General features: G+C 67.9%; 28 protein-coding genes and 1 pseudogene. 14 read left to right on the plus strand and 15 right to left on the minus strand.

The window, feature by feature from the left end:
* The first annotated feature begins 39 nt into the window (after nt 1–39).
* On the plus strand, nt 40–2,268 hold the full coding sequence (locus tag AC5Y2S_RS21120) for a glycoside hydrolase domain-containing protein (protein WP_499906372.1): 2,229 nt from the start codon (nt 40–42) through the stop codon (nt 2,266–2,268).
* The gene (locus tag AC5Y2S_RS21125) at nt 2,265–3,563 is read left to right on the plus strand and encodes a glycosyltransferase (RefSeq protein ID WP_499958149.1); all 1,299 of its coding nucleotides are present in this window, start codon (nt 2,265–2,267) and stop codon (nt 3,561–3,563) included. Before AC5Y2S_RS21120 ends, AC5Y2S_RS21125 begins: the two co-directional genes overlap by 4 nt.
* A 156-nt stretch (nt 3,564–3,719) precedes the next feature.
* Here the strand turns inward: AC5Y2S_RS21125 and AC5Y2S_RS21130 are convergent, their stop codons facing one another.
* On the minus strand, nt 3,720–3,971 hold the full coding sequence (locus AC5Y2S_RS21130) for a hypothetical protein (protein ID WP_499958150.1): 252 nt from the start codon (nt 3,969–3,971) through the stop codon (nt 3,720–3,722).
* A 70-nt stretch (nt 3,972–4,041) separates the two neighbouring features.
* Nucleotides 4,042–4,500: a nuclear transport factor 2 family protein gene (locus tag AC5Y2S_RS21135; RefSeq protein WP_499958152.1), complete on the minus strand. Its 459-nt coding sequence runs from the start codon at nt 4,498–4,500 to the stop codon at nt 4,042–4,044.
* 65 nt (nt 4,501–4,565) lie between these two features.
* Here AC5Y2S_RS21135 and AC5Y2S_RS21140 point away from each other — a divergent pair.
* Both AC5Y2S_RS21140 and AC5Y2S_RS21145 read left to right on the plus strand, forming a co-directional pair.
* Nucleotides 4,566–4,673 (plus strand): annotated as a pseudogene (locus tag AC5Y2S_RS21140) (dienelactone hydrolase family protein); the annotation flags it as partial.
* Nucleotides 4,674–5,001: 328 nt separating this feature from the next.
* On the plus strand, nt 5,002–5,184 hold the full coding sequence (locus AC5Y2S_RS21145) for a hypothetical protein (RefSeq protein WP_499958153.1): 183 nt from the start codon (nt 5,002–5,004) through the stop codon (nt 5,182–5,184).
* On the opposite strand, the gene AC5Y2S_RS21150 is transcribed toward AC5Y2S_RS21145, so the two are convergent.
* The 6 genes from AC5Y2S_RS21150 to AC5Y2S_RS21175 form a co-directional block, all read right to left on the minus strand.
* On the minus strand, nt 5,181–6,503 hold the full coding sequence (locus AC5Y2S_RS21150) for a cytochrome P450 (protein ID WP_499958155.1): 1,323 nt from the start codon (nt 6,501–6,503) through the stop codon (nt 5,181–5,183). The two genes, AC5Y2S_RS21145 and AC5Y2S_RS21150, sit on opposite strands and share 4 nt — an antisense overlap.
* 58 nt (nt 6,504–6,561) lie before the next feature.
* The gene (locus AC5Y2S_RS21155) at nt 6,562–6,981 is read right to left on the minus strand and encodes a lipoprotein LpqH (RefSeq protein WP_499958157.1); all 420 of its coding nucleotides are present in this window, start codon (nt 6,979–6,981) and stop codon (nt 6,562–6,564) included.
* 14 nt (nt 6,982–6,995) lie between these two features.
* Entirely contained in the window at nt 6,996–7,829 is an 834-nt protein-coding gene (locus AC5Y2S_RS21160; protein WP_499958158.1) for an SDR family oxidoreductase, read from the minus strand.
* Between the two features lie 6 nt (nt 7,830–7,835).
* Nucleotides 7,836–8,309 carry an SRPBCC family protein gene (locus AC5Y2S_RS21165; RefSeq protein WP_499906373.1) on the minus strand — a complete coding sequence of 158 codons (474 nt, stop codon included), beginning with the start codon at nt 8,307–8,309 and terminating at the stop codon, nt 7,836–7,838.
* Nucleotides 8,310–8,340: 31 nt separating this feature from the next.
* A complete protein-coding gene (rpfC, locus tag AC5Y2S_RS21170) occupies nt 8,341–8,760 on the minus strand; it encodes a resuscitation-promoting factor RpfC (protein WP_499958160.1) in 420 nt (139 codons plus the stop codon).
* A 122-nt stretch (nt 8,761–8,882) separates the two neighbouring features.
* A complete protein-coding gene (locus AC5Y2S_RS21175; protein ID WP_499958162.1) occupies nt 8,883–9,476 on the minus strand; it encodes a chorismate mutase in 594 nt (197 codons plus the stop codon).
* 52 nt (nt 9,477–9,528) lie between these two features.
* Here AC5Y2S_RS21175 and AC5Y2S_RS21180 point away from each other — a divergent pair, with 52 nt between their 5' ends.
* Nucleotides 9,529–10,110, plus strand: a complete 582-nt coding sequence (locus AC5Y2S_RS21180; RefSeq protein WP_499958164.1) for a lipoprotein LppJ family protein — start codon at nt 9,529–9,531, stop codon at nt 10,108–10,110.
* 61 nt (nt 10,111–10,171) lie between these two features.
* Here the strand turns inward: AC5Y2S_RS21180 and ag85B are convergent, their stop codons facing one another.
* Nucleotides 10,172–11,161, minus strand: a complete 990-nt coding sequence (gene ag85B, locus AC5Y2S_RS21185; protein ID WP_499958166.1) for a diacylglycerol acyltransferase/mycolyltransferase Ag85B — start codon at nt 11,159–11,161, stop codon at nt 10,172–10,174.
* Nucleotides 11,162–11,845: 684 nt separating this feature from the next.
* On the opposite strand from ag85B, the gene AC5Y2S_RS21190 reads away from it, so the two are divergent.
* A complete protein-coding gene (locus AC5Y2S_RS21190) occupies nt 11,846–12,976 on the plus strand; it encodes a DUF7159 family protein (RefSeq protein WP_499958168.1) in 1,131 nt (376 codons plus the stop codon).
* A gap of 9 nt (nt 12,977–12,985) precedes the next feature.
* Here the strand turns inward: AC5Y2S_RS21190 and AC5Y2S_RS21195 are convergent, their stop codons facing one another.
* From AC5Y2S_RS21195 to AC5Y2S_RS21205, 3 genes are read right to left on the minus strand one after another with little or no spacing between them, the layout of a single operon-like run.
* Complete coding sequence (locus AC5Y2S_RS21195; protein ID WP_499958510.1) at nt 12,986–13,525, minus strand: YceI family protein; 540 nt, start codon at nt 13,523–13,525, stop codon at nt 12,986–12,988.
* Nucleotides 13,526–13,547: 22 nt separating this feature from the next.
* On the minus strand, nt 13,548–14,561 hold the full coding sequence (locus AC5Y2S_RS21200; protein ID WP_499958169.1) for an alcohol dehydrogenase catalytic domain-containing protein: 1,014 nt from the start codon (nt 14,559–14,561) through the stop codon (nt 13,548–13,550).
* Between the two features lie 10 nt (nt 14,562–14,571).
* Entirely contained in the window at nt 14,572–15,849 is a 1,278-nt protein-coding gene (locus AC5Y2S_RS21205; RefSeq protein ID WP_499958171.1) for a cytochrome P450, read from the minus strand.
* Nucleotides 15,850–16,037: 188 nt separating this feature from the next.
* On the opposite strand from AC5Y2S_RS21205, the gene AC5Y2S_RS21210 reads away from it, so the two are divergent.
* From AC5Y2S_RS21210 to AC5Y2S_RS21225, 4 genes are read left to right on the plus strand one after another with little or no spacing between them, the layout of a single operon-like run.
* The gene (locus tag AC5Y2S_RS21210) at nt 16,038–16,625 is read left to right on the plus strand and encodes a dihydrofolate reductase family protein (protein ID WP_499958173.1); all 588 of its coding nucleotides are present in this window, start codon (nt 16,038–16,040) and stop codon (nt 16,623–16,625) included.
* 49 nt (nt 16,626–16,674) lie between these two features.
* A complete protein-coding gene (locus tag AC5Y2S_RS21215; protein WP_499958175.1) occupies nt 16,675–17,079 on the plus strand; it encodes a hypothetical protein in 405 nt (134 codons plus the stop codon).
* Between the two features lie 12 nt (nt 17,080–17,091).
* Nucleotides 17,092–17,382 (plus strand): hypothetical protein, encoded by a 291-nt coding sequence (locus AC5Y2S_RS21220; protein ID WP_499958176.1) that lies wholly within the window; start codon nt 17,092–17,094, stop codon nt 17,380–17,382.
* 46 nt (nt 17,383–17,428) lie between these two features.
* Nucleotides 17,429–17,674: an Rv1893 family protein gene (locus AC5Y2S_RS21225; protein WP_499905911.1), complete on the plus strand. Its 246-nt coding sequence runs from the start codon at nt 17,429–17,431 to the stop codon at nt 17,672–17,674.
* A 6-nt stretch (nt 17,675–17,680) separates the two neighbouring features.
* Here the strand turns inward: AC5Y2S_RS21225 and AC5Y2S_RS21230 are convergent, their stop codons facing one another.
* Complete coding sequence (locus AC5Y2S_RS21230) at nt 17,681–18,811, minus strand: nitronate monooxygenase (RefSeq protein ID WP_499905912.1); 1,131 nt, start codon at nt 18,809–18,811, stop codon at nt 17,681–17,683.
* A gap of 147 nt (nt 18,812–18,958) precedes the next feature.
* Nucleotides 18,959–19,408: a hypothetical protein gene (locus tag AC5Y2S_RS21235; RefSeq protein WP_499958178.1), complete on the minus strand. Its 450-nt coding sequence runs from the start codon at nt 19,406–19,408 to the stop codon at nt 18,959–18,961.
* A gap of 166 nt (nt 19,409–19,574) precedes the next feature.
* Between AC5Y2S_RS21235 and AC5Y2S_RS21240 the strand changes: the two genes are divergently transcribed.
* The 4 genes from AC5Y2S_RS21240 (at nt 19,575) to AC5Y2S_RS21255 (ending at nt 25,813) form a co-directional block, all read left to right on the plus strand.
* Nucleotides 19,575–21,248: a PE family protein gene (locus tag AC5Y2S_RS21240; RefSeq protein WP_499958180.1), complete on the plus strand. Its 1,674-nt coding sequence runs from the start codon at nt 19,575–19,577 to the stop codon at nt 21,246–21,248.
* An 83-nt stretch (nt 21,249–21,331) separates the two neighbouring features.
* Nucleotides 21,332–22,714, plus strand: coding sequence for an HNH endonuclease signature motif containing protein (locus AC5Y2S_RS21245; protein ID WP_499958182.1), 1,383 nt, complete (start codon nt 21,332–21,334; stop codon nt 22,712–22,714).
* Between the two features lie 104 nt (nt 22,715–22,818).
* The gene (locus tag AC5Y2S_RS21250; RefSeq protein WP_499958184.1) at nt 22,819–24,759 is read left to right on the plus strand and encodes a flavin-containing monooxygenase; all 1,941 of its coding nucleotides are present in this window, start codon (nt 22,819–22,821) and stop codon (nt 24,757–24,759) included.
* 28 nt (nt 24,760–24,787) lie between these two features.
* Nucleotides 24,788–25,813 (plus strand): alcohol dehydrogenase catalytic domain-containing protein, encoded by a 1,026-nt coding sequence (locus AC5Y2S_RS21255; protein ID WP_499958186.1) that lies wholly within the window; start codon nt 24,788–24,790, stop codon nt 25,811–25,813.
* Nucleotides 25,814–25,819: 6 nt separating this feature from the next.
* Here AC5Y2S_RS21255 and AC5Y2S_RS21260 read toward each other — a convergent pair whose 3' ends face one another.
* Nucleotides 25,820–26,737, minus strand: coding sequence for a class I SAM-dependent methyltransferase (locus AC5Y2S_RS21260; protein WP_499958187.1), 918 nt, complete (start codon nt 26,735–26,737; stop codon nt 25,820–25,822).
* Nucleotides 26,738–26,779: the final 42 nt, after the last annotated feature.

A 26,779-nucleotide genomic window follows, 5' to 3' on the forward strand; every position in this document is an offset into this window, starting at 1 on the left:
CGCCGTGTGACTGCGTAGCCTGCCTCCATCCTCGAACACATTGATCCCTTCATCGGAACCGCCGCGACGCAGCTACCGTCGCCGCGGGACCTCGCCGCGACCTGGTGGTGGCCGAAGCCGCAGGTGGGCAACACCCACCCCGGAGCGGTCTCCCCCTTCGGCATGGTGTCCGCCTGCGCGTACTCCGGCGCCTACCCGACCGGTTACGGCCGGTACCCCAAGATCACCGAGGGACTGCCGCCGGAGATCTTCGCGGAGACCCAGGCGTCGGGGTTCACGCACTTCCAGCAGTCCGGCACCGGGGCGATCCGCAAGTACTACAACTACGCCCGCGTGACGCCGATGCTGGACCCGCTGGACAACCTCGGGACGGCGTGGGCGCTCCACGCCGAGACGTCGTCGCCGGGGTACTACGCGGCGACCCTCGACAACGGCATCCGGTGCGAGATCACCGTGGGGGACAAGGTGGCGGTTCACCGCTACGCGTTCCCCGAGCACCGCAACGCCCGCGTCGTGCTCGACCTGTCGTGCGGCGGCCTGGTGATCGAGCACGGTCGGACGGTGCCGCTGCGCGCGCAGGTCGAGAACCTCGGCCGCGGCAAGGCGCAGGGCACCGTGGTCATGGAGGGGGTGCCGCTCTCGGTCGCCGTCGAGGTCGAGGCCCCCGGTTGGCGCCAGATGCTCTGGCATGACAAGCGACTGATCGACGGGGGCACCCGGCTCGACTTCGACTACATCCGCCCGACCACCCTGCGGCCGTTCGGGCTGTTGTTCATGGGGCCGGCCCAGGCGGGGACCGTGATCGAGGTCCGGATCGGGTTCTCCCTGCGCGGCACCGAGCAGGCAACCGACAACCTGCGCACCGAGTGCGATAGCGGCAAGCACACCTTCGACGTCGTCCGCGCCCGGACCCGGAAGAAGTGGAAGGAACACCTCGACCTGATCCAGGTCGAAGGTGGCTCCGAGGCGCGCCGTCAGGTCTTCGGGACCGCGCTCTACCACTCCCTGATCAAGCCCTGTTTCGGTGACGACGAGTCCCCGTTCTGGCCCAACAGCGGGCCGTTCGCGTTCGACGTCTGCACCATGTGGGACATCTACAAGACCCAGATCCCACTGCTCATGGCGATCGTGCCGGAACGGGCCGCGGACCTCCTGGAGTCGTTGATCCGGGTCTGCGAGGAAGAGGGCAACTTCCCGGTCGGCTACCGGATGGCCCGCGGGGCGGACCGGTTCTTCCGGCAGGCGAGCGCGTTGGCCCACACCGCCCTTGCCGACGCGCAGGAACTGAACCTGCGGGAGATCGACTGGAGTTGGGCCCTGGTCCACATGGTCGACGACCTGCGGCGGATGTACGGCGAGGACTTCATCGAGAAGGGCATCGTCCACCCCATCACCCACACCCTCGACCTCGCTTACGCCTACTACTGCACCGCCAAGGTCGCCCGCGCGGTCGGGGACACCCGGCTCGCCGCGGAGTCCGAGGAGCGCAGCGCGGGTTGGGTGAACGCGTTCGACGCCTCGAACGGCCTGTTGAAGGACTCGGAGTACTACGAGGGCGGTAAGTGGAACTACTCGTTCCGGTTGATGCACGACATGGCCGGCCGGATCGCTCTCGCCGGCGGGGACGAGGCCTTCGTCGGCATGCTCGACGCATTCTTCGGCTACTGCGCCGAACCGGTGACCCAGCCGGGCATCGAACCGAAGCCCGCCGAGATGGAGATCGGCTACGCGCTCAACCGGTTCGAGGGATTGAACAACGAACCGGACATGGAGGCCCCGTGGGCCTACCACTATGCCGGCCGACCCGACCGGACGGCCGAGGTGGTGCACGCGGCGCTGACGTGGCAGTTCGGCACTGGCCCCGGTGGCCTGCCCGGTAACGACGACAGCGGCGGCCTGTCCGCCTGGTACGTGTGGGCGTCGCTGGGGCTCTTCCCGGTGGCCGGCCAAGGCCTCTTCTTGGTGAACACTCCGGCTTTCGAGCGTTCCCGCTTACTGATCCGGGGCAAAGAGTTGACCATCACTACCAGCGGATTCGTCGAGCAGCCGATCGGGTCCGACGGCATCGACTCGACTCCGTCGGTGCAGTACGTGCAAGCCGCAACGTTCAACGGCACACCGCTTCAGGGAACCCACATCTCTGCCGGGGAGTTGCACGCAGCAGGAACGCTGCACATCGAGCTGGGTCCGGAACCCAGTTCGTGGGGCCGGTCGGAGAGACCGCCGTCGGCCCGAGGCCCTGTCCCGACGACCCAGGGTGCACCATGAACCGTCCTCTTCGTCGTCTCGTCATCGTCGTCCGAGCCGACCCGGTCATCTGCGGCCACAGCGGCGAGGCCCGTAACCTCGCCGAGGTCGCGCTGAAGCGCGGATTCGACGACGTTCGACTGTTGACGTGGCCGATTCCCGTATTGGAAGGTGCGGGACTCCCGCTGAAACCCTTGGATCGCCTGCAGGAGTACAGTCCCGGCATCACCGTCGAGCGGCCCGAACCGGTCGGTGACTACCGCGTCCCGGACGGTCGCTACATGGCCGGCCTCACCGGGCGCCTGGTGGAACTGCTCACCGACGGTGTTCCGACGACCTGCCTGTCGATGTACCTGATGCCGCACACCATGGTGGTCGGGGACGCGGTGACCGCCGCCGCCGCAGCAGGTTTCGACACGGATGTCACCACGATCGCGAAGGCGGTCGGGTCGGATGTCACGAATGTGATTCGTAACTGCCTGCTCGACGGGAGGGTCGGTGCCGCGATCGCGTTGATGGCCCGCTACTTCGGCAGCGACCGGGTCGTCGCCGTGTCGGAATACACGAAGGACGAGATCGTCGCCGCGGCAACCGAACTCGACGAACGCGCCGGGACCCGGTTCGCGCAGGAATGCCGCGATCGGATCGAGATCAGCTACCCGGCGATCAACACCGGGGCGTTCCTCGACCTCGACGAGGACGCGGTCGACGCGGCCCTGGCCAGTCGAGGGCTCGAGCGCAACGGCTACGTCCTGTTCCTGTCCCGGGTCGCCCGGGCCAAGGGCGTGGACGACCTGATCCACGCCTACCGCGATTCCGCTGCGGCGGAGAAGGTCAAGCTCGTCGTCGCCGGCACCGGACCGCAACTGCAGGAGTACAAGGACCTGGCGGCGGGCGACGACCGCATCGTCTTCCTGAGTGACGTGGACGACGACGAGAAGCCGCTGCTGATGCGCGGCTGCGCGGCCTACGCCCTGCCGACGCGGCCGGAACCGGAGTTCGTCGAGACCTTCGGGATCGCCCTGACCGAGAAGATGCTCGCGGGCGGTGGCCCCGTCATCACCTGCCTGACCGGTGGGACCGGGGAAGCGGTGGGCGATACCGCGTTCATCGTGCCGCACAGCGACCGGGCGGCGCTCGCGGAAACCATCGACCGGGCGATCTCGTTGCCGGAGTCCGAGCGACACGCGATGGAGATGAGAGCGCGGCAGCACGCTCTGACCTTCGATCGGTTCCGGGTCTTCGACGACATGTTCGGGACGAGCGAGTCGCCGGGGTACATCGGGCCGGCCGAGTTGGCGGCCACCGGCACCTGAACGGGCCCCTCCGCCGTCGAGCGGTACCACGGCCGCCCCGGCGAGCCCTAGGATCAGGCGTGGATCGAGTCGTTCTCCGGGCATTCTCGTTCACGAAAGCCACAAATTGGCCTCCGCGTGGCCTCGTCGGTGATCTGGCTTCAGTGACTCTCAGAACTAGTTGTGAGAATTGCTTAGGCCCGCGGTCACCATTGCGGCCCCACCCATGCCCCAGCGTGCGGGCGATGCCGCCACGGTCCCACGGAATCCCGTCAGCTCCGGGGGCGTGCCGGTCTCGGCACACCAGCGCAGAAACCGGGACACTCCCATCGTGTAGGTGGTGATTGTCGTGTCGGATTTACCGGCCGCGCGCATGGCGCGATTCCACGACGGCACCTCGGCGGCGAGATCTAGCAAAGGGTCTGACACGTCAATCGTGTGACATATAGCGTTGTGCTAGTCGAACATCACTCGAACATCGCCCTCAAAGCGGGTAGTGTCAGACTAACGCTGTGGCATCAAATACCCAGCTAGTGTCCGCATTCGCAAGATTCTCGAAGTGGTTGGGCGGCGCGAAGGCCACGAGGCTGTTCATGTCCCAATAGTCTTTCCACACGGTGATCTTGCCGTTCTCGACCTTGTGGACGGTTACGAACCTGAGCACGCCCCGCTCGCCCGACGCGAAAGTCCAAGTCTCCGAATGCTCGTAGATGACGTCGGAGCCGTTGGACACCAGCACGCCGTCGTGGTTCTCGTAGGCCGCCAACGGCTCGAGGCCAATCTTGAGCCGTTTCACGATGTCTTCGGGGCCGCGCGCGGCCAGGGCGGGGACGGGCATGTCGACGTAGAGGCAGTCGTCGCGGAGGAACGTCTTGACCGCATCCCAGTCACGTCGCGAGAGCGCCTGCCACATGCCGACGACGACATCCTCGACCGCGACTTCAGAAACCTGTGTCATAGCGGCAAATAAACCGGGTTACCCCACACGTGTCAACCATCGGCTTTCGGCGCGTACTCGCCAGCGTGACCACGCTGTGGCGCTATCTCGCCGAGGAGATCGCGACCGACCACGTCGATGGCCTGCTGACGCGCCGCGAAACCCTGCGGCGGGGCGAGGCGCTCGCTCGCGGGTTCTGGGGGACCAGCGACGATTGCCACGACTGGGTCAACACCCACGACTACCAATTGGTGCGCGACGACTGGTGGGCCAAGACGCACGGCTGCGTCGCCAGGACACCCGCGGGCGCGGAGCTCTATCACGACGAGGAATTCCGCGATACGGCGATCGGATGGGCTTGGCAATTCGGGATTTTCGCGGCCGGCACGTTGCCCGCGGTGATCATCGTCGCGTCGGGTGCGCTCCGCTGGCGGAGCGGAGCCTCGGGCCAGGACCCTTGAGCGTCGACCAACCGCGCATAAATGCAGTCGCCGAGTGCGGCTTTGCCGCATACTTGGCGACGTGACATCGCATCGCGATACCTCCGAGGAGACGGGGGCCGATCCGGTCGACGGCGTGCTGACCCGGCGCGACGCCATCCGACGACTGGCGCTCGTCGCCGTCACGGCGGCCCCAAGCACCCTCGTCGCGGCCTGTTCCGGCAACAGAAGCTGGCCCGGCCGGCGGCGGCGGCGTCGCCGTTAGGCGTCGACGGGAGCCATCGCCCGCGCCGGCCCCAGCACCACCGGCAACGTCGACCAGCCGCGCAGCACCCGCGTGTCCCGCCGGCTTCCGGTGCCGGCCGCCCGCACCTGCGGGAACCGGTCGAAGAACGTCCGCAGCCCGACTTCCCCCTCGGCGCGGGCGAGGGCGGCCCCCAGGCAGAAGTGGCGTCCCCCGGAGAACGCGAGATGCCTTCCCGCGTTTGGCCTTTCGATGTCGAAGCGGTTGGGATCCGGGAATACCGACGGATCGCGGTTGGCGGCCGCCAGATATATCACCACCAAGTCGTCCCGTTTGATCCGCATGCCGGCCACTTCGACGTCCCGCAGCGCCACCCGCGCGGTGAGCTGCACCGGCGAGTCGAGCCGCAAAATCTCCTCGACGGCGTTCGGCCACAACTCGGGGCGGCGACGCAACGTGTCCAGATGCTCGGGTGTGTCCAGCAGCATCCGGATCCCGTTGCCCAGCAGGTTCACCGTGGTCTCGAAGCCCGCGGCCAGCACCAGGCCGGCGATCGCCTGCAGTTCGTCCGGGTTGAGATGTGTTTCGGCGGAGCCACTTTCAGCGGTTTGGATCAGCTGGCTCATCAGGTTGTCGCTCGGGGCGCGCCGCAATTCGCGCAGGTGACCAGAGAGCCAGGCGTTGAATCCGACGATCCCTTGCTGCACCGTGCGGTATTGCCACCAGGGCAGGCCGATGTCGAGGCTCGGCGCGCCGAGCTCCCCGAACTCCAGGACGCGCGGCCGGTCCCGCTCGGGGACTCCCAAGATGTCGCTGATGATCGCGACCGGAAGCTGCGAGCAGTAGCTCCCGACGATATCGACCACGCCGGACTGGCCGGTCAGCTGATCCAGCAGGTCGGTCGCGGTCTGCTGAACGCCGTCGCGCAAGGCGGCGACCGCCCTGGGCGTGAACACGGCCGACACCGTCTTGCGGTAGCGGGTGTGGTCCGGTGGCTCGACGGCCAGCAGCGACGGCGCGCGCAGCGGATGCATGAGATCGTCGTTGGTGCGGCGCTCCAGCCAGCGCAGCGGGGCCGGCAGGTTCGAGCCCATGTTCACCACGCGGAAGTCGTCGGACCGCAGCAGCTCGTGGGCCAGGGCGTGGTCGGTGGTCAGGTAGTTGACGCGGCCCTTCACCAGCGGTCCCTGGGCGCGCAGTCGCTCGTAGAACGGAACCGGATCCTTGGCCACCGTCGGGTCGGCGATCAATCTGGCCTGCAGGTCGCCCCGCCGCATGCCGATCGCCGCGACGCCCCGAATAAACCCGTGCATCACGAGCCAGTGCAATCTCTCCTTCACGGGGCCTCCATCAGCTCGGGTGGTCTGGACCCAGCGTAGGCCGAATTCGCCTGAGCGCTCAGCACTCGGCGGTGATCTTGAAGTCGGTGGTCACCGTCTCGTTGGGATTGCTGCTACTGATGCCGTATGCGCTGCCGGTAATGGTGTAGGCGTTGTTGGTCAGCTCGACACGCGCGTCTCCGACCCCGCCTTGCCAGAAGCTGCCGGTGAAGCCGGCGAAGTTGCGGATCTTCACCCACTGCGGGATGGCACGGTAGCCGCTGAGCATCACCACCGCCTCGACGTGCGCATCGTGATCGCCGATGTCGAGGGTCCGATACGACTGGTTCTGGCTGCACGCGGCGGGACGCGTCGTCTGGGTGGCGCCGCCGATGGTCACCCGGGCGGCTTTCCGGGGCACCGTCTGCGCGTGACCACACCCCACGACGCCGGCCCCGGCGATCAGGACGAAAACGGCTACGATCCAACGGTTTCGCACCAGGGCACCCTCCCTTATTGCCGCTTCGGCATCAGCGCGGGCAGGGCCTTGACGATGCGGCCCCGCACCAACTCCGGGCTCAGACCCTTGAGCAGATCGATCACGCGAATGCTCTTGGGCACGTACCAGTGCAGCCGCCTCGGATTGTGGTAAGCCTGCCAGGCGGCCTCCGCGACGCTGCTCGCGGGCATCAGCCGCATCATGCCCTTCTTCGGCGCGCTCGCGCGGAGCTCCTCGCCGGACATCGCCGCCCCGCCGTCGTCCGAGTGGTTGGTCGTCGTGGTGAGGATGGCGGTGTCGATCAGACCCGGCAACACGTCCGCGACGCGCACACCGTGGCGTTGCCATTCCACGCTCAGCGCCTCGGTCAACCCCTTGACCGCGTGCTTGGTCGACGAATACACCGCGATGCGCGGCATCCCGTAGGTGCCCGCCGAGGACGACGTCGAGAACATCAGGCTGCCGGGGGTCTTCTTCAGGTAGGGCAGCGCGACGTAGGCGCCGGTCAGCACCGCCTTGTAGTTCACCTCCACGACGCGCATCGCGGCTTCGTAGGGCACGTCCTCGAACCAGCCCGATTCGCCGATGCCGGCGTTGTTCCACATCATGTCGAGCCCGCCGTCGGCGTTGCCGGCGCAGAAGTCGGCCAGCGCGCCCTCCAGCGCGGCCTTGTCGGTCACGTCGACGGCGCGCGTCCACAGCCGGTCGTCACCCAGCTCTGCGCGCAGCGTCGTCAGCCCGTCCTCGTTGCGGTCGACCGCGCCGACGCGCCAACCGTTGGCGTGGAACAGCTTGGCTCCCTCGCGGCCCATGCCACTGCCCGCGCCGGTGATGAAGACCGATTTCACGTCGCGTCAGCCCGCTTCGACCACGTCTTTGATCCGGTTGAGGGTCTTGGTCATGTCGCGGACGTTGCGTCGCCTGCGCAGGAATCCGCCCAACAACCAATAGACGCCGAGCCACGGCGCGGGATTCAGCCGGAACGACTCGGTCACGTCGGTGCCGCCGCCGCTGGGCGCCAACCGGTAGTGCCAGTTGTTCACCGCCCGGTCGCCGAGCATCACCGCGAACCCGAATTCGCGGCCGGGTTCGCACGCGGTGACCTTGCACGTCGTCCAGTAGACGGGTCCCATCTCGTTTCGCCGTACGTGGCCGCGAAACTTGGCGCCGAGCGCGGGGCCGGTCGCGTCGCCCAGCCACTCCGCCTCGAACACCTCCGGGGAGAACCGTCCCGTGTTGCGAACGTCCGCAATGAGATCCCAGATCTTGTCCGCGGGCGCCGCCATGTGAACCGTCGCCGAACCTTCCATGGGCTGATCCAAACACAGCTTCGCCCCGGCTCATAGGGCGCGAGAACTGTCAGTGCGGGATGGCGGCCTGGATGAGCCCGTTGATGATCTGTTTGATGCCCTGGGCGGGGTGCGTGTACATCGCGATCGGGAGGCCGGACGCCGAGCCACACTTCGGCCACGGGTCGAGTCCGTCTTGCGCGAAAACCCGGTTGGCGACGGCGATCTGGTCTTCCCTGGATGCGGCCGCCGGATTGCCGACGCCACCGTAGGCGGCCCAGGTGCCCGGCTTGAATTGCAGCCCACCGTATTCGCCGTTTCCGGTGTTGGCGTGCCAGTTGCCGCCGGACTCGCATTGCGCGACCGCGTCCCAGTTGGGGGCGCCGGGAGCGGCGCCTGCGACGCCGGAGGAACTCAGCGATGCTGCAACGAACCCGCCGATCATGACGGACGTGACGAGAGGCTTGCAGAGTTTTCTCATGCCAAACATTTCGACGGGCGTGTCCGAAGCGTTACCGATTCGAAAAGGTCGCGAGATAAGCCGCCTAGCAGGGAAATTGGACCGCTGACCAGCGAACTCAGAGCCTTAGAGAATCGTGAGAAATGGATAAATTAGCCCTGGCAATACGCCTGGGTCGCACGCGAAAGGGCTTGTTGGTAAAGGCCGTCGAGTTGGCGGGCGCGTACGACGTCGCTCCTGGCGGCGTCCAGGCCGGTGGCGCAGCCCGGCGAGTGCAACAGGTCCCAGCCGGCCACGATCTGGGCCAGCATCGTGTGGTTGAGGCCATCGATCGTCGACCGCGACTCCGACAGATCCGGCGCCGCGGTTGGTGCATCCGCCGGGTTCAGCTTCCAGTCGGCGAACCGGCTGTATTCGATTGCCTCGGTGGCGCTTATCTGATCGCCGAAGACCCGGGTGACGTAATCGGGGTCGACCCGCGCGGCGCTCGCCTCGGCGCCCAGTTCGGCGAGCTGCTGCTGGACCCGGACCGGGTCCTCGATGGCGCCACGCGTGTTCCATTTGAAGGCGGCCACCGGCTCGGCGACCTGCAGCCGCTGCGCGGCCGCGTCGACCAACCCGATCAGCGGGCTGTCGGTGTCGCCGCGCGCCGGCGTGGGCGGTGCCGCACACACCAGGGCCCCAAGCAACCCGGCCAACGCGAGGCGCACCACCGGGCGGCAGAACCGCCCGCAACTGCCGGTCATGACCATGATTCTCGCCCGACTCCGACGTTCCGCCGAGTTAGCCTGGGCACTGATGTCGCAGGTGTCTTCCGGAGATTGGTTGCGCTCGACGCAGGTTCGCGCGCTGATCGCCGCCGCGCTGACGGCCTCGCTGGTCCTGGGCGGAACCATCGTCTTGGTGGACAGGCTGCATACCACGACCTCCGACGTCCTCGACCATCCCGCCAACCCGGTCAGCGACGACCAGTCCGAGGCCCAGGCGGTCGAGTCGGCCCGACAGATCGTCACCCTGACCGGGCTGCGGACGGCGTCGGCGGGCTACACGTTCATGTCGTGTAAAAACCGCGAAGATCCGCCCTACCAGGGCGCGATCTACCTGACCTTCGCGCTGCCCACCGATGCGCGGCCCGAGGCCTACTTCCCGACCCTCGCCGCGACGCTCGCCGGCCACGGCTGGACCGAGGGCCTGCCGCCCAACGATCACCTGTTCGCCAGGTCCCTCACCAAGGACGCCGTCACGGCGATCGTGTACCGGGAGACCGACGCGCCGAACGTGGGGGTCCTGCGCGTCTACGGCCAGTGCCGGAACATGAACAACCACCGCACCGACGCGGCCGCGTGGACCGACGTCACCGATCGGTTGAAGGCCCCCTAACGCGCTACTGCGCCTGACCTCGTCGTCAAGCGCAGTAGCGGAACCTCCGGCAGGTCAGGTGTTATCCACCGCCGCCGGGGGTAGCTCCCAGGCTGCTCTGCAGGTCGCCCTTCATGGCGTTGAGCTGCGCTCCCCAGTACTCCCAGCTGTGGGTTCCGTAGGCGGGGAAGTTGAACACGGCGTTGTGGCCGCCCGCGGCGTTGTAGGCGTCCTGGAACTTCTTGTTGACGCCGATCATGAAGTTGCTCTCCAGGAACGTGGCCGGCAAGTTGGCACCGCCCAGTTCGTTCGGAGTCCCGTTGCCGCAGTACACCCAGAGCCGGGTGTTGTGTTCGACGAGCAGGTTGACGTTGACCAAGGGGTCGTTACGTTGCCACGCGGGGTCGTTGTCCGGTCCCCACATGTCTTCCTTCTTGTAGCCGCCGGCATCGCCCATCGCCAGGCCTATCCAGCCCTGCCCGGTGGACGGGCTGAGGTAGCCGGACAGCGAGCCGGCGTAGACGAACTGGCCCGGGTGGTAATTCGCCAGGTTCATCGCCGACGCACCCGCCATCGAGATGCCGATCGCGGCGCTGCCGTTCGGCTTGACGCTCCGCTGCGACGACAGGTAGCCCGGCAGCTCGCTGGTCAGGAACGTCTCCCACTTGTAGGTCGAGCAGCCGGCCTTCCCACACGCCGGGCGGTACCAGTCGGTGTAGAAGCTGGACTGCCCACCGACCGGCATGACGACGGACAGGCCCGACTTGTAGTACCACTCGAACGCGGGCGTGTTGATGTCCCAGCCGTTGTAGTCGTCCTGGGCACGCAGGCCGTCGAGCAGGTACACCGCCGGGGAGCCGCTTCCGCCGCTTTGGAACTGGACCTTGATGTCGCGGCCCATCGAAGCGGACGGAACTTGCAGGTACTCGACCGGCAACCCGGGGCGCGAGAACGCCCCTGCGGTCGGCCCGCCCCCCGCAAGACCGATCAGGCCCGGCATGGTGACAGCCGCCGCCGCACCGACCAAAAGCCGGCGCCCCCAGGCCCGGATCTTCTCGCTCACGTCTGTCATACCTGCCCCTTGTCCGTCCGTGTGATCGCGGTCTCAGGCAGGAATTTACCGGGTCATTGATCAAAATGTCGATCGGGACGCGTTGGTGTCTCAGTTTCATATCGGTTTCGGGCCGAATTTCGCAGTGTGGATTAAGTCGATGGCGACGGCGCGAGTGCGACCGCGGCGGGCCCCGGGCAGGCGACCTTTCCGCCGGAAAGCACGAGGCAGCAGGCCGTATCGCGCGCGGGAGGCCGGGGGAGCCCGCCGCATCCGACTTAAGGGGACGACCACTTCCGATCCAAATGGCGGCCGATTTCCATCGCGCGGCGCGCGACATAGTCGGGTCCCGCCGGGAGTGTCGGAGTTGGTCGCCCACGCGTTCGATTGGCGCCGGCGAGCGCGGCAATTTTTCGCGGCCGTAAATGCCCGGCCGGTTGAAATCGTGTAGCGCCTCACCAGCCGTTTTGCGTCGACCGTCCGGCAGCGATTCTCGGATTCGACCCGTTCGCCTGCGCGTATGGGGGAGATTTGGAACCGAGGGAGCCGAACTCGCGCGGACCGCGTAGGCTCTCACGGAGCAAGCCGATGGAGACCACACAATCCCGGTCCGTTCCGGCCCTCATAGAACTGCCGCGCCAGCCTTTTTTGGTGCGTGAGTGCGGCTGAGGGCGTAGGAGGTCCGGGACCGATTGAGGTGCAGACTTGGACACGGTACTGGGGCTATCGCTGACGCCGACCACGGTCGGGTGGGTCCTGGCTGAAGGGCACGGCGCAGACGGCACGATCCTGGACCACCGCGAGCTGAGCCTGCTCGCAGGGCGCGGCGCGCGCGCCCTGAACACCGCGGAGCAAGTGGCGGACGAGGTGTTGCGGGTGGATGCGATGGCGTCCGCCGGCGAGCGCCGGGTGCGCGTGATCGGGCTGACCTGGAACGACGACGCGTCTGCGCAGGCGGCGCTGCTGTTGGAGGCCTTGACCGACGCCGGCTTCGACAACGTGGTGCCCGTCCGGTTGCTGGAGGCGGTCGAGACCCTGGCACTCGCGATCGCACCGGTCATCGGATATGAGCAGACGGCCGTCTGCATCCTCGACCACGAGTGGGCCACTGTCGTCATGGTCGACACCCATGACGGCCAGACCCAAACGGCCGTCAAGCACGTGCGCGGCGGCTTCGACGGGCTGACGTCCTGGCTGAGCGGGATGTTCGAACGACGGACGGGCTGGCGGCCCGGCGGGGTGGTTGTCGTCGGCGCGGGCAACGACGTCGATGGATTCTCGTGGCAGCTCGAAAAGACCTTGCCCGTACCGGTTTTCGCGCAGACGATGGCCCAGGTGACGATCGCGCGCGGCGCGGCGCTGGCCGCGGCGCGCAGCACCGAGTTCACCGACGACCAACTCGTGTCGCATTTAGGTGAGCCCGCCGCCGCGCCCGAGGCGCGCCCCCGCAAGCTGTCTTACGCCGGCGCCGTGACCGCGCTGGCCGCGGGTGCGATCACCTTCGTCTCGTCGCTCTCACTCGCCCTGGGCATTCAACTGGCGCCCGCCAGCGAGTCCGCTCCGGGCAAACGGGTCGTGCACGCGCCGCCGCCGCAGATCGCCGAGGCCGTCGCGCCCGCTCCCGCACCGCCGCCGGAAGCGGTGCCGCCCGCCGCGCAGTCGAAGGCGCCCGCGGGGGTACCGGCCCCGGAACCGGGGTCCGGAGGGGAGCAGCAAGCCGCCGCCGCCGAGCAACAGCCGGACTCGAACGACCGTCAGCCGTACTTGACCCGGGTGCTCGAGCACATCCCCGGGGACACGGGTGAACCCGCGCCGCCCCACGCGCCGACGCCCTAGCGCAGGAGCTCAGCCGTCCTTGGCGTGAGCGGCGCTGAACGACACCGTCACCTCGTCGCCGACCCGCAGCGAGCCCATCAGCAGTGAGTATGGCTTGACACCGAAATCGGTTTGGCGAACCCGCGATTCGGCGGTCATTTGCCACCGGTCGCCTAGATCCTCTGTGCGCAAGTCGATTACGTGCTTTCGGGACTGTCCGTTGATGTGTAGCTTTCCGGCGAGACGGTACCCGTCGCGGGTCTTATCGATCGTGTCCGCCATGAATCGGATCTCGGGATAGCGGTTGGCGCCCAACGACTTCAGCGCGTTCGATTTCACCAGGGCCTTTTCCGGCCCGGACAACGCCTTGACACCGCCCTCGCCGCGCAGCACCTCGAACGACTCGACGTCGACGGTCAGCTCCGCGGTGACGGGCTCAGCGGCGGCCCAGGCCACCGTGGCCTCCCAGCGCGTCATCGCGATGGTGAGCCGATGGCCCATCCGCGCCGCCCGGCCCGCGACTCCGGTGCGGATCAGCAACTCACCGTCGGAGGCGGTCAGGGTCCACAGGTCGGTCACAGCGCGGCCGTCGTCACATCGTCAAAACGGTGCGGTAGTGCGCTCGGCCCTGCTCCAACGCCGCAAAGCCCTCGGCCGCCTGCGCCAGCGGCAGCTCCTCGATCCACGCCCGCACACCGGACAGGACCGCGAAATGCATGGTGTCCTCGACGTCTTTGGCCGTGCCGGAGGGATGGCCGACGATGCTGACCCCCGGGGTGATGAGCTGGATGGGGCTGATCGGCAACGGTTCGGGCGTCACGCCGATGGTGACGAGCTCGCCTTGCGGCGATATCCCGCCGACCGTCGCGGCCATCGCCGGCGAGTTGCCCGCGGTCGCGAGCACCACCGCCGCGCCACCGAGGGCCTTCAGCGCTTCCGCAGGATCGGCGGCGGTGGAGTCAATGTAGTGGTGGGCGCCCAATTTCCGGGCGTCCTCCTCCTTGCCGCTACCCCGGTTGATCGCGATGGTCTCGAAACCCATCGCCCGCGCGAACTGCACCCCGAGGTGGCCGAGCCCGCCGACGCCGAGGACGGCGACCCGGTCGCCCGGCACCGCCTTCGTATGCCGCAAGGCGTTGTAGGTGGTGACGCCGGCGCAGCCCATCGGCGCGGCCTCGGCGTCGGACAGCCCCGCCGGTATCCGGGCGAGCGCGCTCGCCGGGACGGTCACCGACTCCGCGTACCCGCCCGGATATTGATAACTGGGCACCTTCCCGTTCTCGCAATGAATGAAGTGCCCTCTTCGGCACTGGTCGCAGTGGTAGCAGCACCCGCCGAACCAGCCGACCGCGACGCGATCGCCGACCGCGAAACCCTCGACGCCGGCACCGAGTTCGGCGATCGTTCCGGCGATTTCGTGCCCGGGGGTCAACGGCCACGTCATGCCCGGGAAACCACCCGCGACAAAGTGTGCGTCCGTGCCGCAGATCCCACAGGCGGTGACCGTCAGCCGCGCCTCGTCCCGGCCCGGCGGCCTGGTTTCTACATCGACCAGTTCCAGCGGTGCCCCGGCCGACCTTACGTGAACAGCTCGATGGGTAGCCATGAGCTTGAGGCTAGTGCGCGGCAGGTGCTTTCGCGCCGTCGGTGTGGTAGTCGACCTGCCAGTGCTTGATGCCGTTGAGCCAGCCCGAGCGCAGCCGCTCGGGCTTCCCGATCGATTCCAGGTTCGGGATGCCGTCGGCGATCGCGTTGAACATCAGGTCGATCGTCATCCGGGCGAGGTTGGCCCCGATGCAGTAATGCGCGCCGGTGCCACCGAATCCCACGTGCGGGTTGGGGTCGCGCAGGATGTTGAAGGTGAACGGGTCGTCGAACACGTCCTCGTCGAAATTGGCCGAGCGGTAGACCATTACCACCCGCTGGCCCTTCTTGATCTGCACGCCGGACAGTTCGTAGTCCTCGAGTGCGGTGCGCTGGAATGACGTCACCGGGGTGGCCCACCGCACGATCTCGTCGGCCGCGGTACCGGGGCGTTCCTTTTTGAACAGCTCCCACTGGTCGGGGAAATCGGTGAACGCCATCATGCCCTGGGTGATGGAGTTACGGGTGGTCTCGTTGCCGGCCACCGCCAGCAGGATCACGAAAAAGCCGAACTCGTCGTCGGAGAGCTTGTGGCCATCGATGTCGGCCTGCACCAGCTTGGTGACCAGGTCGTCGCCCGGGTTCTTCGCCCGGTCGGCGGCCATCTGCATGCCGTACGTGATGAGTTCGACGGACGCGGTGATGGCGTCGTTGTTGGCGAACTCGGGGTCCTGATCGCCCACCATCTCATTCGACCAGTGGAAGAGCTTCTTGCGCTCGTCCTGGGGAACGCCCATCAACCCCGCGATGGCCTGCAACGGCAGCTCGCACGAGACCTGCTCGACGAAGTCACCGCGACCCTCCGCCGCCGCTTCTTCGACGATGTGCCGCGCGCGCTCGGCCAGGTCGCCGCGCAGTCGTTCGATGGATCGGGGAGTGAAAGCCCGCGAGATGATCTTGCGCAGCCGGGTGTGTTGCGGCGCGTCCATGTTGAGCAGCACGAACTTGCCCCGTTCGACCTGCTCGCCGACGGTGCCGTCCTTGTACCGCGGCAGCGCCGTCTTCTGCAGGCTGGAGAAGACGTCGCTGCGCAACGAAACCTCTTTGACGTCCTTGTGCTTGGACACCACCCAGAAGCCGCCGTCGTCGAACCCGCCCGCCCCGATCGGCTGCTCGTTCCACCAGATCGGCGCGGTCCGGCGCAACTCGGCCAGCTCTTCCACCGGGAGCCGCTCGGCGTGGATGTCCGGGTCGGTGAAATCGAATCCGGGCGGCAGATTCGGCTCGGTGGTCGTCTTCGATGCTGACAAGGTCCGCTCCTTCATACGAAGTCGTCTAGTCGTCTTCTTTGTGCCAAATAAACCACTGCTACACCGTGGTTGGGAAGGATTGCGGCAAGATCGCCGGGCCGAATTGCAACGTGTTCATGTGGCGATGAGTTTCGCGTGGGCGGCCGGTCTGTATCGGTACGACAGACCCGCCGACCGAAAGGAAGCACATGCGCATCGTTGCCAGCCACTTCATGAGCCTGGACGGAGTCGTCCAAGCCCCCGGCGGCCAGGGCGAGGACACCGACGGGGGATTCGCACACGGCGGCTGGTCGATGCCGTACTTCGAACCCGAGACCATGGGACCCGCGGTCTCCGAGTTGTTGGCCGGGACCGAGGCGCTGCTGTTCGGCCGCCGCACCTGGCAGTCGATGGCGGCGGCCTGGCCGGATCGCGCCGGCGACGCGTTCGCGGACCGGATGAACGAGATCCCCAAGTACGTGGCTTCCCGGACGCTCGGCCAGGACGATCTCGATTGGCCCGGCTCGACCCTGCTGCCCGCCGACGACGCGATCGGCGCGATACGCGAGCTGCGCGCACGCGACGGTCAGGCGCTACAGGTGATGGGCAGCGCGTCGCTGTCCGCGCAGCTGATCGAGCACGACCTGGTCGACGAATACCGGCTGATGCTCGAGCCGATCCTGCTCGGCGGCGGCAAGCGGGTGTTCCCCGACGACGGCCGGGCCCGCGCGCTGGAGCTGGTGTCCGCGACGCCAACGGGCACCGGGGTACTGATCTGCACCTACCGGCGCCGTTGACGGTCCCATATGCTCTGATGCAGGTCACAGGCGACAGGCGGGGTGGAACATGATTCGCGAACTGCTCAGCGCCGCTTCCATAGCGGGCATCACGATCGGTGTGGCGCCGTGCGCCGCCGCCGATCCGCATTACGACGGCGACGTGCCGGGGATGAACTATCAGGCGTCGCTGGGCGCGCCCTGCGACAACTACGAGAGCTTCATTTTCGGACGGGGCCCCAGCGGCCAGGCGGAGGCGTGCCACTTCCCGCCGCCGAACCAGTTCCCCGCCGCCACCACCGGCTACTGGGTCATCTCCTATCCGCTGTACGGCGTGCAGCAGGCCGGCGCGAAGTGCCCGGGCCCGCAGGCGGCGGCGCAGTCCGAGCGGGGCCTGCCCATGCTTTGCCTGGGAGACAAGGGGTGGCAAGAGGGATGGTTCACCGGTGCGGGGTTCTTCCCCCCGTCGGGATGACCGGCTGACGCGATGAGCCAGGCCCAGCCCCGCGAAGCGCCCGTGCCGCGTTGGCTGCGGTTCGTGCTCGCGTCGGATCGCGCGGGCTCGGCCTGGTACGTCGGGACCGGCTTCTTCTTCGCTCCGGTGCTCGCCGTGCTGTCGCCGTGGCCGGCGGTCACCGCCGTGCTCTGGGGGTTCATCGCGGTCACCGGACTGTGGTTGGGCCTACTCGGTATCGCGATGGCCGTCGGGCTGGCCCGGATATTGCGGTCCGGCGCCGAGATCCCCGAGGATTACCGGCGCACCCTGGTGAACTACTAGAGCCACTAGAGTCGTACCAAAGGTCCTGCGACAAAAGGAGATTCCGATGGGCTTCAATCCGAAAGACGCCGTCGACGCGGCCCGCGACATCGCCACCAACGCCGTCGAGAAGGCGTCGGACATCGTCGAGCACGCCAGCGACATCATCCGGGGCGACATCGCCGGTGGCGCCAGCGGCATCGTGCAGAACTCGATCGACATCGGCACGTACGCGGTGGACCGGACGAAGGAGGTCTTCACCGGCCCCGCGGACGAAGTCGAAGTCGACGGAGTGGACGAAGCCGACGAATAGCCGTCGTCAGACGGTGGCGGCCTCGTTCAGCTCGTCCAGCCGGTTGGTCGCTTCCAGGTACTCCTGCACCCACCGCTCGATGACCGTCGCCGTCTTCTCCACCTTGGTGAACTGCCCGACCACCTGACCGACGGGGTTGAACGCCACGTCCACGGACTCGTTGGGGTACCTGTTCGTGGCCCGCACCGCCATGCCGGAAACCATGTACTGCAACGGCATTCCGAGCGGCTTGGGGTTATCGGGCTGCTCCCACGCCTCGGTCCAGTCGTTGCGCAGCATCCGGGCCGGCTTGCCCGTGAACGAACGGCTCCGGACGGTGTCGCGGCTGCCCGCCTTGACGTACGCCTGCTGCTGCACCGGCGTGTTCGAGGACTCCTCGACCATCAGCCACTGCGAGCCGGTCCAGGCGCCCTGGGCGCCCAGCGCCAGGGCGGCCGCGATCTGCTGGCCGCTCCCGATGCCTCCGGCCGCCAGCACCGGCACGGGCGCGACCTCCTTAACGACCTGAGGCCACAACACGATTGAGCCCACCTCGCCGCAGTGCCCGCCGGCCTCGCCGCCCTGGGCGATGATGATGTCGACGCCCGCATCGGCGTGCTTGCGCGCCTGCGACGGCGAGCCGCACAGCGCGGCCACCTTGAGCCCGGCCTCATGAATGTGCTTGATCATGTCGGCCGGCGGGGTGCCCAGCGCGTTGGCGATCATCTTCACCTTGGGGTGCTTCAACGCCACCTCGACCTGCGGGGTGGCTGTCGCCTCCGTCCAACCCAGCAACTGCAGGGTGTCCCCGTCACTGTCTTCCACCGGCACCCCGTGGTCCGCGAGGATCTTCTTGCCGAAGTCGAGGTGCTCCTGCGGCACCATCTTGCGCAGCGTCTCGGCCAGCTCCTCGGCCGACAGGTGCGAGTCCATGCCCTCGTATTTGTTCGGGATCACGATGTCGACGCCGTAGGGGTGGTCGCCGATGTTCTCGTCGATCCAGTTGAGCTCGATCTCCAGCTGCTCGGGCGTGAAGCCGACGGCGCCCAGCACGCCGAAACCCCCGGCCTTGCTGACAGCCACCACGACATCGCGGCAGTGGGTAAAGGCGAAGATCGGGAACTCGATGCCGAGTTCGTCGCAGATCGCGGTGTGCATGCCTACTCCTGGAAGCTTGACCCTGTTGTAAAGAGATGCGAAAAGAACTGAAACGTGTTCTAGTTTAGTACGGACCCGGCTGACGTGGCCAGCCGCCCCCGACCAGCGCTCAGCCACTACGACGTGTCGCGGACGTGTCGCGGCGCATCAGGTGGTCCATAGGACCACGAACGCCAGCATGCCGCCGAAGCAGACCAGGTGGTCGCGGCAGATCGCCCGCGCCAGCCGGGTTTGTTCGGCCGGCCCGTCCGTCCGGTGCCCGAGCCGAACCGCGGCGGGCACCGTGCGCGTCAGCGCCAGCGCCATCGGGACACCCGCGAGTGCCGCCGATGTCGCCAGCAGCCACCCGGGGTCGCGGCCTTTAGCGGCCTGAATCCCCAACGCGGCCAACAAGATCAGCATGACCAGGGCGATCAGCCGGCTCATCGGTCGCGACGTTGTCGTCGCGCGGTGGTAATAGCCCGCGATCGAAGCAAGCACGGGCTCGGGCAATTCCTCACCCGCGCTTCGGTTTTGGAGAACCTGAACGTCGAAAATCAGGTCCATCCATAGAACGGCGAGCAGAAATCCGCCGCACGCCGTGAGTAAAGGGGCCATGACGTTCGTTGCCTCCGGTTCGCCTAGGCGCCACAAATGCGAGATCGGTTTATTGTTCTGCGCTTAGCCGCCGCTGGGAACCAGCTTTGAATTGTTGTGAACATGTCGAATTAGCGGCCGGGGATGCCTAACATCCGCTCAGGGCGGGTGATCTGGAGGTTGTCGGATGTCGTTTGTGGTTGCGGTGCCGGAGGCAGTGGCGGCGGCGGCAGAGAATGTGGCGAATATCGGTTCGACGCTGAACGCGGCCCATTCGGCCGCGGCGGCCAACACCACCGGCGTTCTGGCCGCGGCAAGCGATGAGGTGTCGACGACGATCGCTTCATTATTCTCCAGCCACGCCGCCCAATACCAGTACGTCAGCGCCCAGGCGGCGGCCTTTCACGCCCAATTCGTCCAGCTTCTGCAGGGTGCCGGCAGCGCCTACGCGGCGACCGAGGCGGCCAGCGCGAACCCACTGCAGACCGCTGCGCAGGACGCGCTGGGCGCGATCAACACCCCCACCGAACTGCTGTTGGGGCGCCCGCTGATCGGCAACGGCACCGACGGCGCGGCCGGCACCGGGGCGGCCGGCGGGCCGGGCGGGCTCATCTGGGGTAACGGCGGCAACGGCGGCTCAGGTGGCGCCGGTATGAACGGCGGTGCCGGCGGACCCGCCGGCCTCATCGGCGCCGGCGGAACAGGCGGCACGGGGGGTGCCGGCATGGCGGGCGGTCGTGGCGGCACCGGCGGGTGGCTCGTGGGCAGTGGCGGTATCGGCGGTGCCGGCGGAACCGGCGGCGGGGCCGGCGGGGCAGGCGGCAACGCGCTGCTGTTCGGCTTTGGCGGCGCCGGCGGGCCCGGCGCGTCCGCGGGCGGCGCCTTGAACGGCGGGGCCGGCGGTGCCGGCGGCAACGCCGGCTTCTTCTCAGGCATCGGCGGGGCCGGCGGGACCGGCGGCGACGCCACCGGCACCGGGAACGGTGGGGCCGGCGGGGATGGCGGCAACCAGACCGGCCTCTTCCTTGGCTTCGGTGGCGCCGGCGGGCACGGCGGCGCCGCCACCGTCGGTATTGGCGGGGCCGGCGGCAACGGCGGCCAGGGCTTCGCCCGCCTCCCCTTCGGGATTGACTTGAGCCTCGGCGGGAACGGCGGAATCGGCGGCGACGCCACCGGCCTCGGCGGCACCGGCGGCGCAGGCGGCGCCGGCGGGAACAGCGGTTCGTCCGGCTTCTTCGGAATCGACCTGGCCCAGGGCGGCCTTGGCGGAGCCGGCGGCGCCGCTGCCGGCCTCGGGAGCACCGCCGGGGCCGGCGGGGCCGGCGGCGCCGCCGCCGCCCCCGACTTCTTCGGGTGGGGCGCTTCCGTCGGCGGCAACGGTGGGGCCGGCGGGGCCGCCAGTGGCATCGCGACCGGCGGCGCCGGCGGGGCCGGCGGCGAAGCCGCCACTGTGAATGGCATCGCCGGTGGCGGTGCGGGCGGGGCCGGCGGCGCCTCGGCCGGCGGCAACGGCGGCACAGGCGGGGCCGGTGGCCTGGCCGCCGCGCTGGGCGGCGCCATTGGCGGAGCCGGCGGGCACGGCGGCGCCGCTCCGGCCGGTACCGGCGGCAACAACGGCGGCGACGGCGGCGCGGGCCTTGGGTTCTTCGGTGCCGGCGGCGTCGGCGGCGACGCCGGCACCGGCGGCGGCCCGGCCAACGGCGGCAACGGGGGCAACGCCGGGATCATCGACATGGGCACCTACAACCCATCGATCTTCGGCGTCGGCGGCAACGGCGGCAACGGTTTCGGCACCGGGCACGGCGGCACCGGTGGCCTCGGCGGTCACTTCGGCGCGCCCGGCAAGCACGGAACTCCCTAGTCGCTGAAATCCCTTGTGTCACTTTGGCTTCAGGGGTCACATATCGGCGTTTGTTGTCGGTGACCGTTCGTACGATTCGGGGTATGGATGCGAGCAGTCGTGAGGAGATCGTCGACGTTTTCGACGCGCTCGATCACGACCTGAAGCGCCTGTGCGACTTGTCTTTTGACATGCTCACCACCCCGGAACGGTTGCGGGCTCTCGAGCGCATGGAAGCCGCGGCGCGTCGGCTGCGCGCCCCGCAGCACACGTTGATCAATCAGCTCGACGCCCAGGCCACTCCGGAGGAATTGGGTGGCAGCCTGGGGTGGGCGGTGGCGGATCGATTGCGTATCACCAAGGCCGAGGCCGGCCGGCGTATCGCCGAGGCCGAGGATCTGGGAGAGCGCCGGGCGCTGACCGGGGAGCCGCTGGCACCACAGTTGGCCGCGACCGCGGCCGCCCAACGCGACGGCTGCATCGGCGACGGGCACGTGAAGGTCATCCGCAGCTTTTTCGCCCACCTGACAGACGACGTCGACCCGGACACCCGGGAGGCCGCCGAGGCCGATCTGGCCGGCAAGGCCCGCGGCTATCGGCCTGATGAGCTCGCCAAATACGCCCAGCGGATCATGGACTGGCTGCACCCGGACGGCGAATACAGCGACACGCAGCGGGCCCGCCGGCGCGGCATCACGCTGGGCGCCCAGGAACTCGACGGGATGTCGCGCCTCACCGGGTTGATCACTCCCGAATTGCGGGCCGCGATCGAAGCCATACTGGCTAAGCTGGCCGCCCCCGGCGCGTGCAACCCCGACGACGAAACCCCGTCCGTCGATCAGACACCCGACGAAGATGCGGTGCGCCGCGACAGCCGATCTCAAGCCCAACGCAACCACGACGGATTGCTCGCCGGGCTGCGCGCCCTGTTCGCCTCAGGCGAGCTGGGCCAGCACAATGGGCTGCCCGTCTCGATCATCGTGACCACCACACTCAAAGACCTCGAGGCCGCCACCGGCAAAGCGTTGACCGGCGGCGGCACCCTGGTGCCGATGTCGGATGTGATCCGCTGGGCCAGCCACGCGCACCACTACCTAGCGATCTTCGAAGGCAGTAAGGCGCTGGCGCTGCATCACACGAAGCGGCTGGCCTCACCCGCACAACGAATCGTGCTGCACGCGAAGGATCGTGGCTGCACCAAACCCGGCTGCGATGCCCCCGCTTATCACAGCCAGGTCCACCACGTTCGGGGCTGGGCGGCGACGCGCCGCACCGACATCGACGACCTGACCCTGGCCTGCGGCCCCGACAACCGCCTCGCGGAACACGGCTGGACCACCCGCACCAACGCCCGCGGCGAGACGGAATGGATACCACCCCCACACCTCGATCGCGGACAACCACGAACCAACCCCTTCCACCACCCCGAACGGTTCCACCGCAACGCCGACGACGACGACGATGACGATGACGATGACGACCCGTAGCGGCTCTTGATCGGCTCCGCCGTCACGCGGTAGCGTGGTCCTGCCAATTACGAAACCATGCGTAGCGTAATTGGAGAGCCCCGCCTACCAGAAGGATCGGTTTGATGCGCAGCCGCTATGCCGGCCATCCGTTCACCACCCCGACCGCCGAAATCGCTGCCGCGCTCGAGGATGTCAGCATCCCGACCCTGCTGCTGTCGCTCGTCCATATCACCGGCGACCCGCGGTTCATCCGGGACTTCAAGCCCATGGGGATCTTCCTCAACGAGGTCCAGGGGTTCATGTCCGAGGAGGACAAGGCCCGGGCCCGCGCGGCGGCGCTGCCGGTGATCACCGACTACCGGGATCGCGGTTGTCCCGAACCCGAGCCGCTGAGCGCAGAACTCATCCGCGAGATGATGGACTGGGCCGCCTGCGAACACGTGACCGACGATTACCTGCCGCTGGTCCTCGAGGAGATGGATCTCGAGGGCGTCGACCCCCGTCGCCCGGCCGCGCTGCCGGCCGAAGCCGTCGCCGAGCTACCGGTCCTGGTGGTCGGGTGCGGCGAATCGGGCATTCTGGCCGGAATCCGCCTCACGCAAGCCAACATCCCGTTCACCATCGTCGAAAAGAACGCCGGGCCCGGCGGAACGTGGTGGGAGAACAGCTATCCCGGCGCCCGTGTCGATGTCGCGAACCATTTCTACTGCTACAGCTTCGAACCCAACAACAAATGGACTCACTTCTTCGCCGAGCAGCACGAGCTGCAGGACTATTTCACCGAGGTGATGAACAAGCACGACCTGGCCCAGCACGTCCGGTGGAACACCGAGGTGGTCGCGGCCGAGTGGAACGACCCAGATGGGGCGTGGACGGTCTCCCTGCGCAGCGCCGACGGTGAGACGAGCACGATCACCGCGCGTGCCGTCGTCACCGCGGTCGGGCAGCTGAACCGGCCGAATATCCCCGAATTCGACGGGGCCGACAGTTTCGAAGGACCGTCGTTTCACTCCGCCGCCTGGGATCACTCGGTCGACCTGACGGGCAAGCGGGTCGCGCTGATCGGTGCCGGCGCCAGCGGATTTCAGATCGCGCCCGCGATCGCCGACCAAGTCGAGCGGCTGACGGTGTTCCAGCGGACCGCGCAATGGATGTTTCCGAACGCCATGTACCACGACGAGGTCGGCGACGGCGTGCGCTGGGCGATGCGCCACCTGCCGTTCTACGGGCGGTGGTATCGGTTCCTCGTGCTGTGGCCCGGCGCCGACAAGGGCCTCGACGCGGCGGAGGGCGACCCGAATTACGCCGATCAGGACTACGCCGTCAGCGACATCAACGCGGCCGCGCGAATGATGTTCTCGCAGTGGATCACCAGCCAGGTCGGCGAGGGCCCGGACTCCCAAGAGCTGTTGGACAAGGTGCTGCCCGACTACCCCGCCACGGGCAAGCGGACCTTGCAGGACAACGGCAGCTGGTTGCGGACGCTGCAACGGGACAACGTCGAGCTGGTGCGCACGCCGATCCAAAAGATCACGCCCCACGGCGTCGTTACCGAGGACGGCGTTACGCACGACGTGGACGTCATTGTCTACGCCACCGGTTTCCGGCACACCGATGTGCTGTGGCCGCTGAAAGTGCGGGGCCGCAACGGGATTGACCTGCACGAGATGTGGGGGAGTCGCCCGTACGCCCACCTGGGCATCACCGTGCCGGGATTCCCGAACTTCTTCATCATCTACGGACCCGGAACCCACCTCGCCCACGGCGGCAGCCTGATCTTTCAATCCGAACTGCAGATGCGCTATGTCGACCAGTGCCTGCGGCGGCTTGCGGAGGAGAAGTTGCATTCGATCGAGCCCAAGGCCGAGGCCGCCACCGCATGGCACGAACGGACACAAACGCAGATAAAGAAGATGGTCTGGTCGCACCCGGCCGTCAAACATTCGTACTTCAAGAACGCCGACGGCGAGATCCACACCGTCAGCCCGTGGCGCCTCAACGAGTACTGGGCCGCGGTGCGCGAGCCCGACTGGTCGCAATTTCTTGTGCGACAAAAAGAGTGAGTGCGAGAGCGAAAGTGAGCACATCAGCATGCGCACGGTAGTCGTCGACGGACCCCGCAACATTCGAGTCGAGACCCGCCCGGATCCCGCGCTGCCCGGCCCGGACGGGGCAATCGTCGAAGTCACCGCCGCGGGCATCTGCGGATCCGATCTGCACTTCTACGAGGCCGATTTCCCGATGCCCGATCCGATCGCGCTGGGCCACGAAGCCGTCGGCACCGTCGTGGAAGTCGGACCCGAGGTGCGCACAGTCAAGGCCGGCGACCAGGTCATGGTGTCCTCGGTGACCGGCTGCGGCCACTGTCCGGGGTGTGCCACCCGCGATCCGGTCCAGTGTTACTCCGGGTTTCAGATCTTCGGCGGGGGTCTGCTCGGCGGTGCGCAGGCCGATCTGCTCGCCGTGCCCGCCGCCGATTTTCAGCTGCTGAAGACCCCCGAGGGGATCAGCACCGAGCAGGCGCTGCTGTTGACCGACAACCTGGCCACCGGCTGGGCCGCCGCGCAGCGCGCCGATATTCCGCTCGGCGGCACGGTGGCCGTGATCGGACTGGGCGCCGTCGGGCTGTGCTCGCTGCGCAGCGCGCTTTTCCAGGGCGCCGCAACGGTTTTCGCCGTTGATCAGGTCGATGGCCGGCTGGACCGCGCCGCCCGGTGGGGAGCCACGCCGATCAAGGCGCCGGCGGTCGAGGCCATCCTCGCGGCGACGGGGGGCCGTGGCGCCGACGCCGTGATCGACGCCGTGGCAACGGACGCGTCCCTGACCGACGCTCTCAATGCGGTGCGGGCGGGAGGCACCGTTTCGGTGGTGGGTGTGCACGATATGAATCCGTATCCGCTCAACGCCCTGGGCTGCCTGATTCGCAGCATCACACTGCGGATGACCACGGCGCCGGTCCAGCGGACGTGGCCGGAGTTGATCCCGCTGCTACGCTCCGGCCGCCTCGACGTCGACGGAATCTTCACCACCACACTGCCGCTGGACGAGGCGGCCAAAGGCTACGCGACCGCCGAGGCGCGCTCCGGCGACCAGGTGAAGGTCCTGCTGACGCCTTAACTCGGCTCAGCCCGAGCGCGTCGCCGTGATGTATTGCGAGTGCATGAAAGCATCGATCTTGACGTCGACCTCCGGCGGAGTCATCCCGTAGCCGGCCTGCAGGTCCAGCGTGTTACGGACCGGTTCGACCGCCCAGCCGTGCGCGGCGAGCGACTCCGCCGGGTCGGACCTGGGTTCGTAGGTGAGGGCGGAGAAGTCCACGTCGCCGGACATGTTGACCCCGGGGTGGTCGGCTTCGAGGGCGGCGAGCTGCTGGCGGTCCAACCGCGAGCCCAGCGCGCCGATGGCGATTCGGCTGCCGGGCGCGCTGAGCCCGCTGATGCGGGTCAAGAGCGCGTTTTGGGCTTCGTCGGTCAGATAGGGCAGCACCCCCTCCACCGACCAGGCGCTGGGCGCTTCCGTGTCGAAGCCGGCCGCTTCCAACGCGCGCGACCACTCGGTGCGCAGATCGGCTCCGACCTCGACGCGGCGGGCCTTGGGCGTCGCGCCGTGCTCACGCAGCACGCGGGCCTTGAATTCCAGGACTTTGGGCAAATCGACCTCGAAAATCGTTGTGCCGGCGGGCCATTCGAGGCGATAGGCCCTCGAATCCAATCCGGCGGCGACGATCACCGCTTGCCGGATGCCCGTGGCGCCGGCGGACGTGAAGAAGTCGTCGAAGAACCGGGTTTGCACGCCGTAGAGGCGCGGAAAGGCCGTCTCGTCCTCGGAGGTTCCGGGATTGGCGAGCGCACCGGCCAGGTACGGGTCCTGCGAGGCGGCGATGAAGAGCTTCGCGTAATCGTCGCGGACCAGCGGTTGCGGGCCCACCGCGTGCAGCGCCCGCCATCCCGCCACCAGCAGCGCGGTGTAGCCCACACCACTGACGATGTCCCACTGGTCGTCGTCGGAACGAAGCGAACCGAATTCCGGCGTGGTGCTCATGAAAAACCGCTCATGAAAAACCAACGTACCCGCGCCGCTGCC

Source organism: Mycobacterium sp. NGS69 (genome assembly GCF_059812165.1).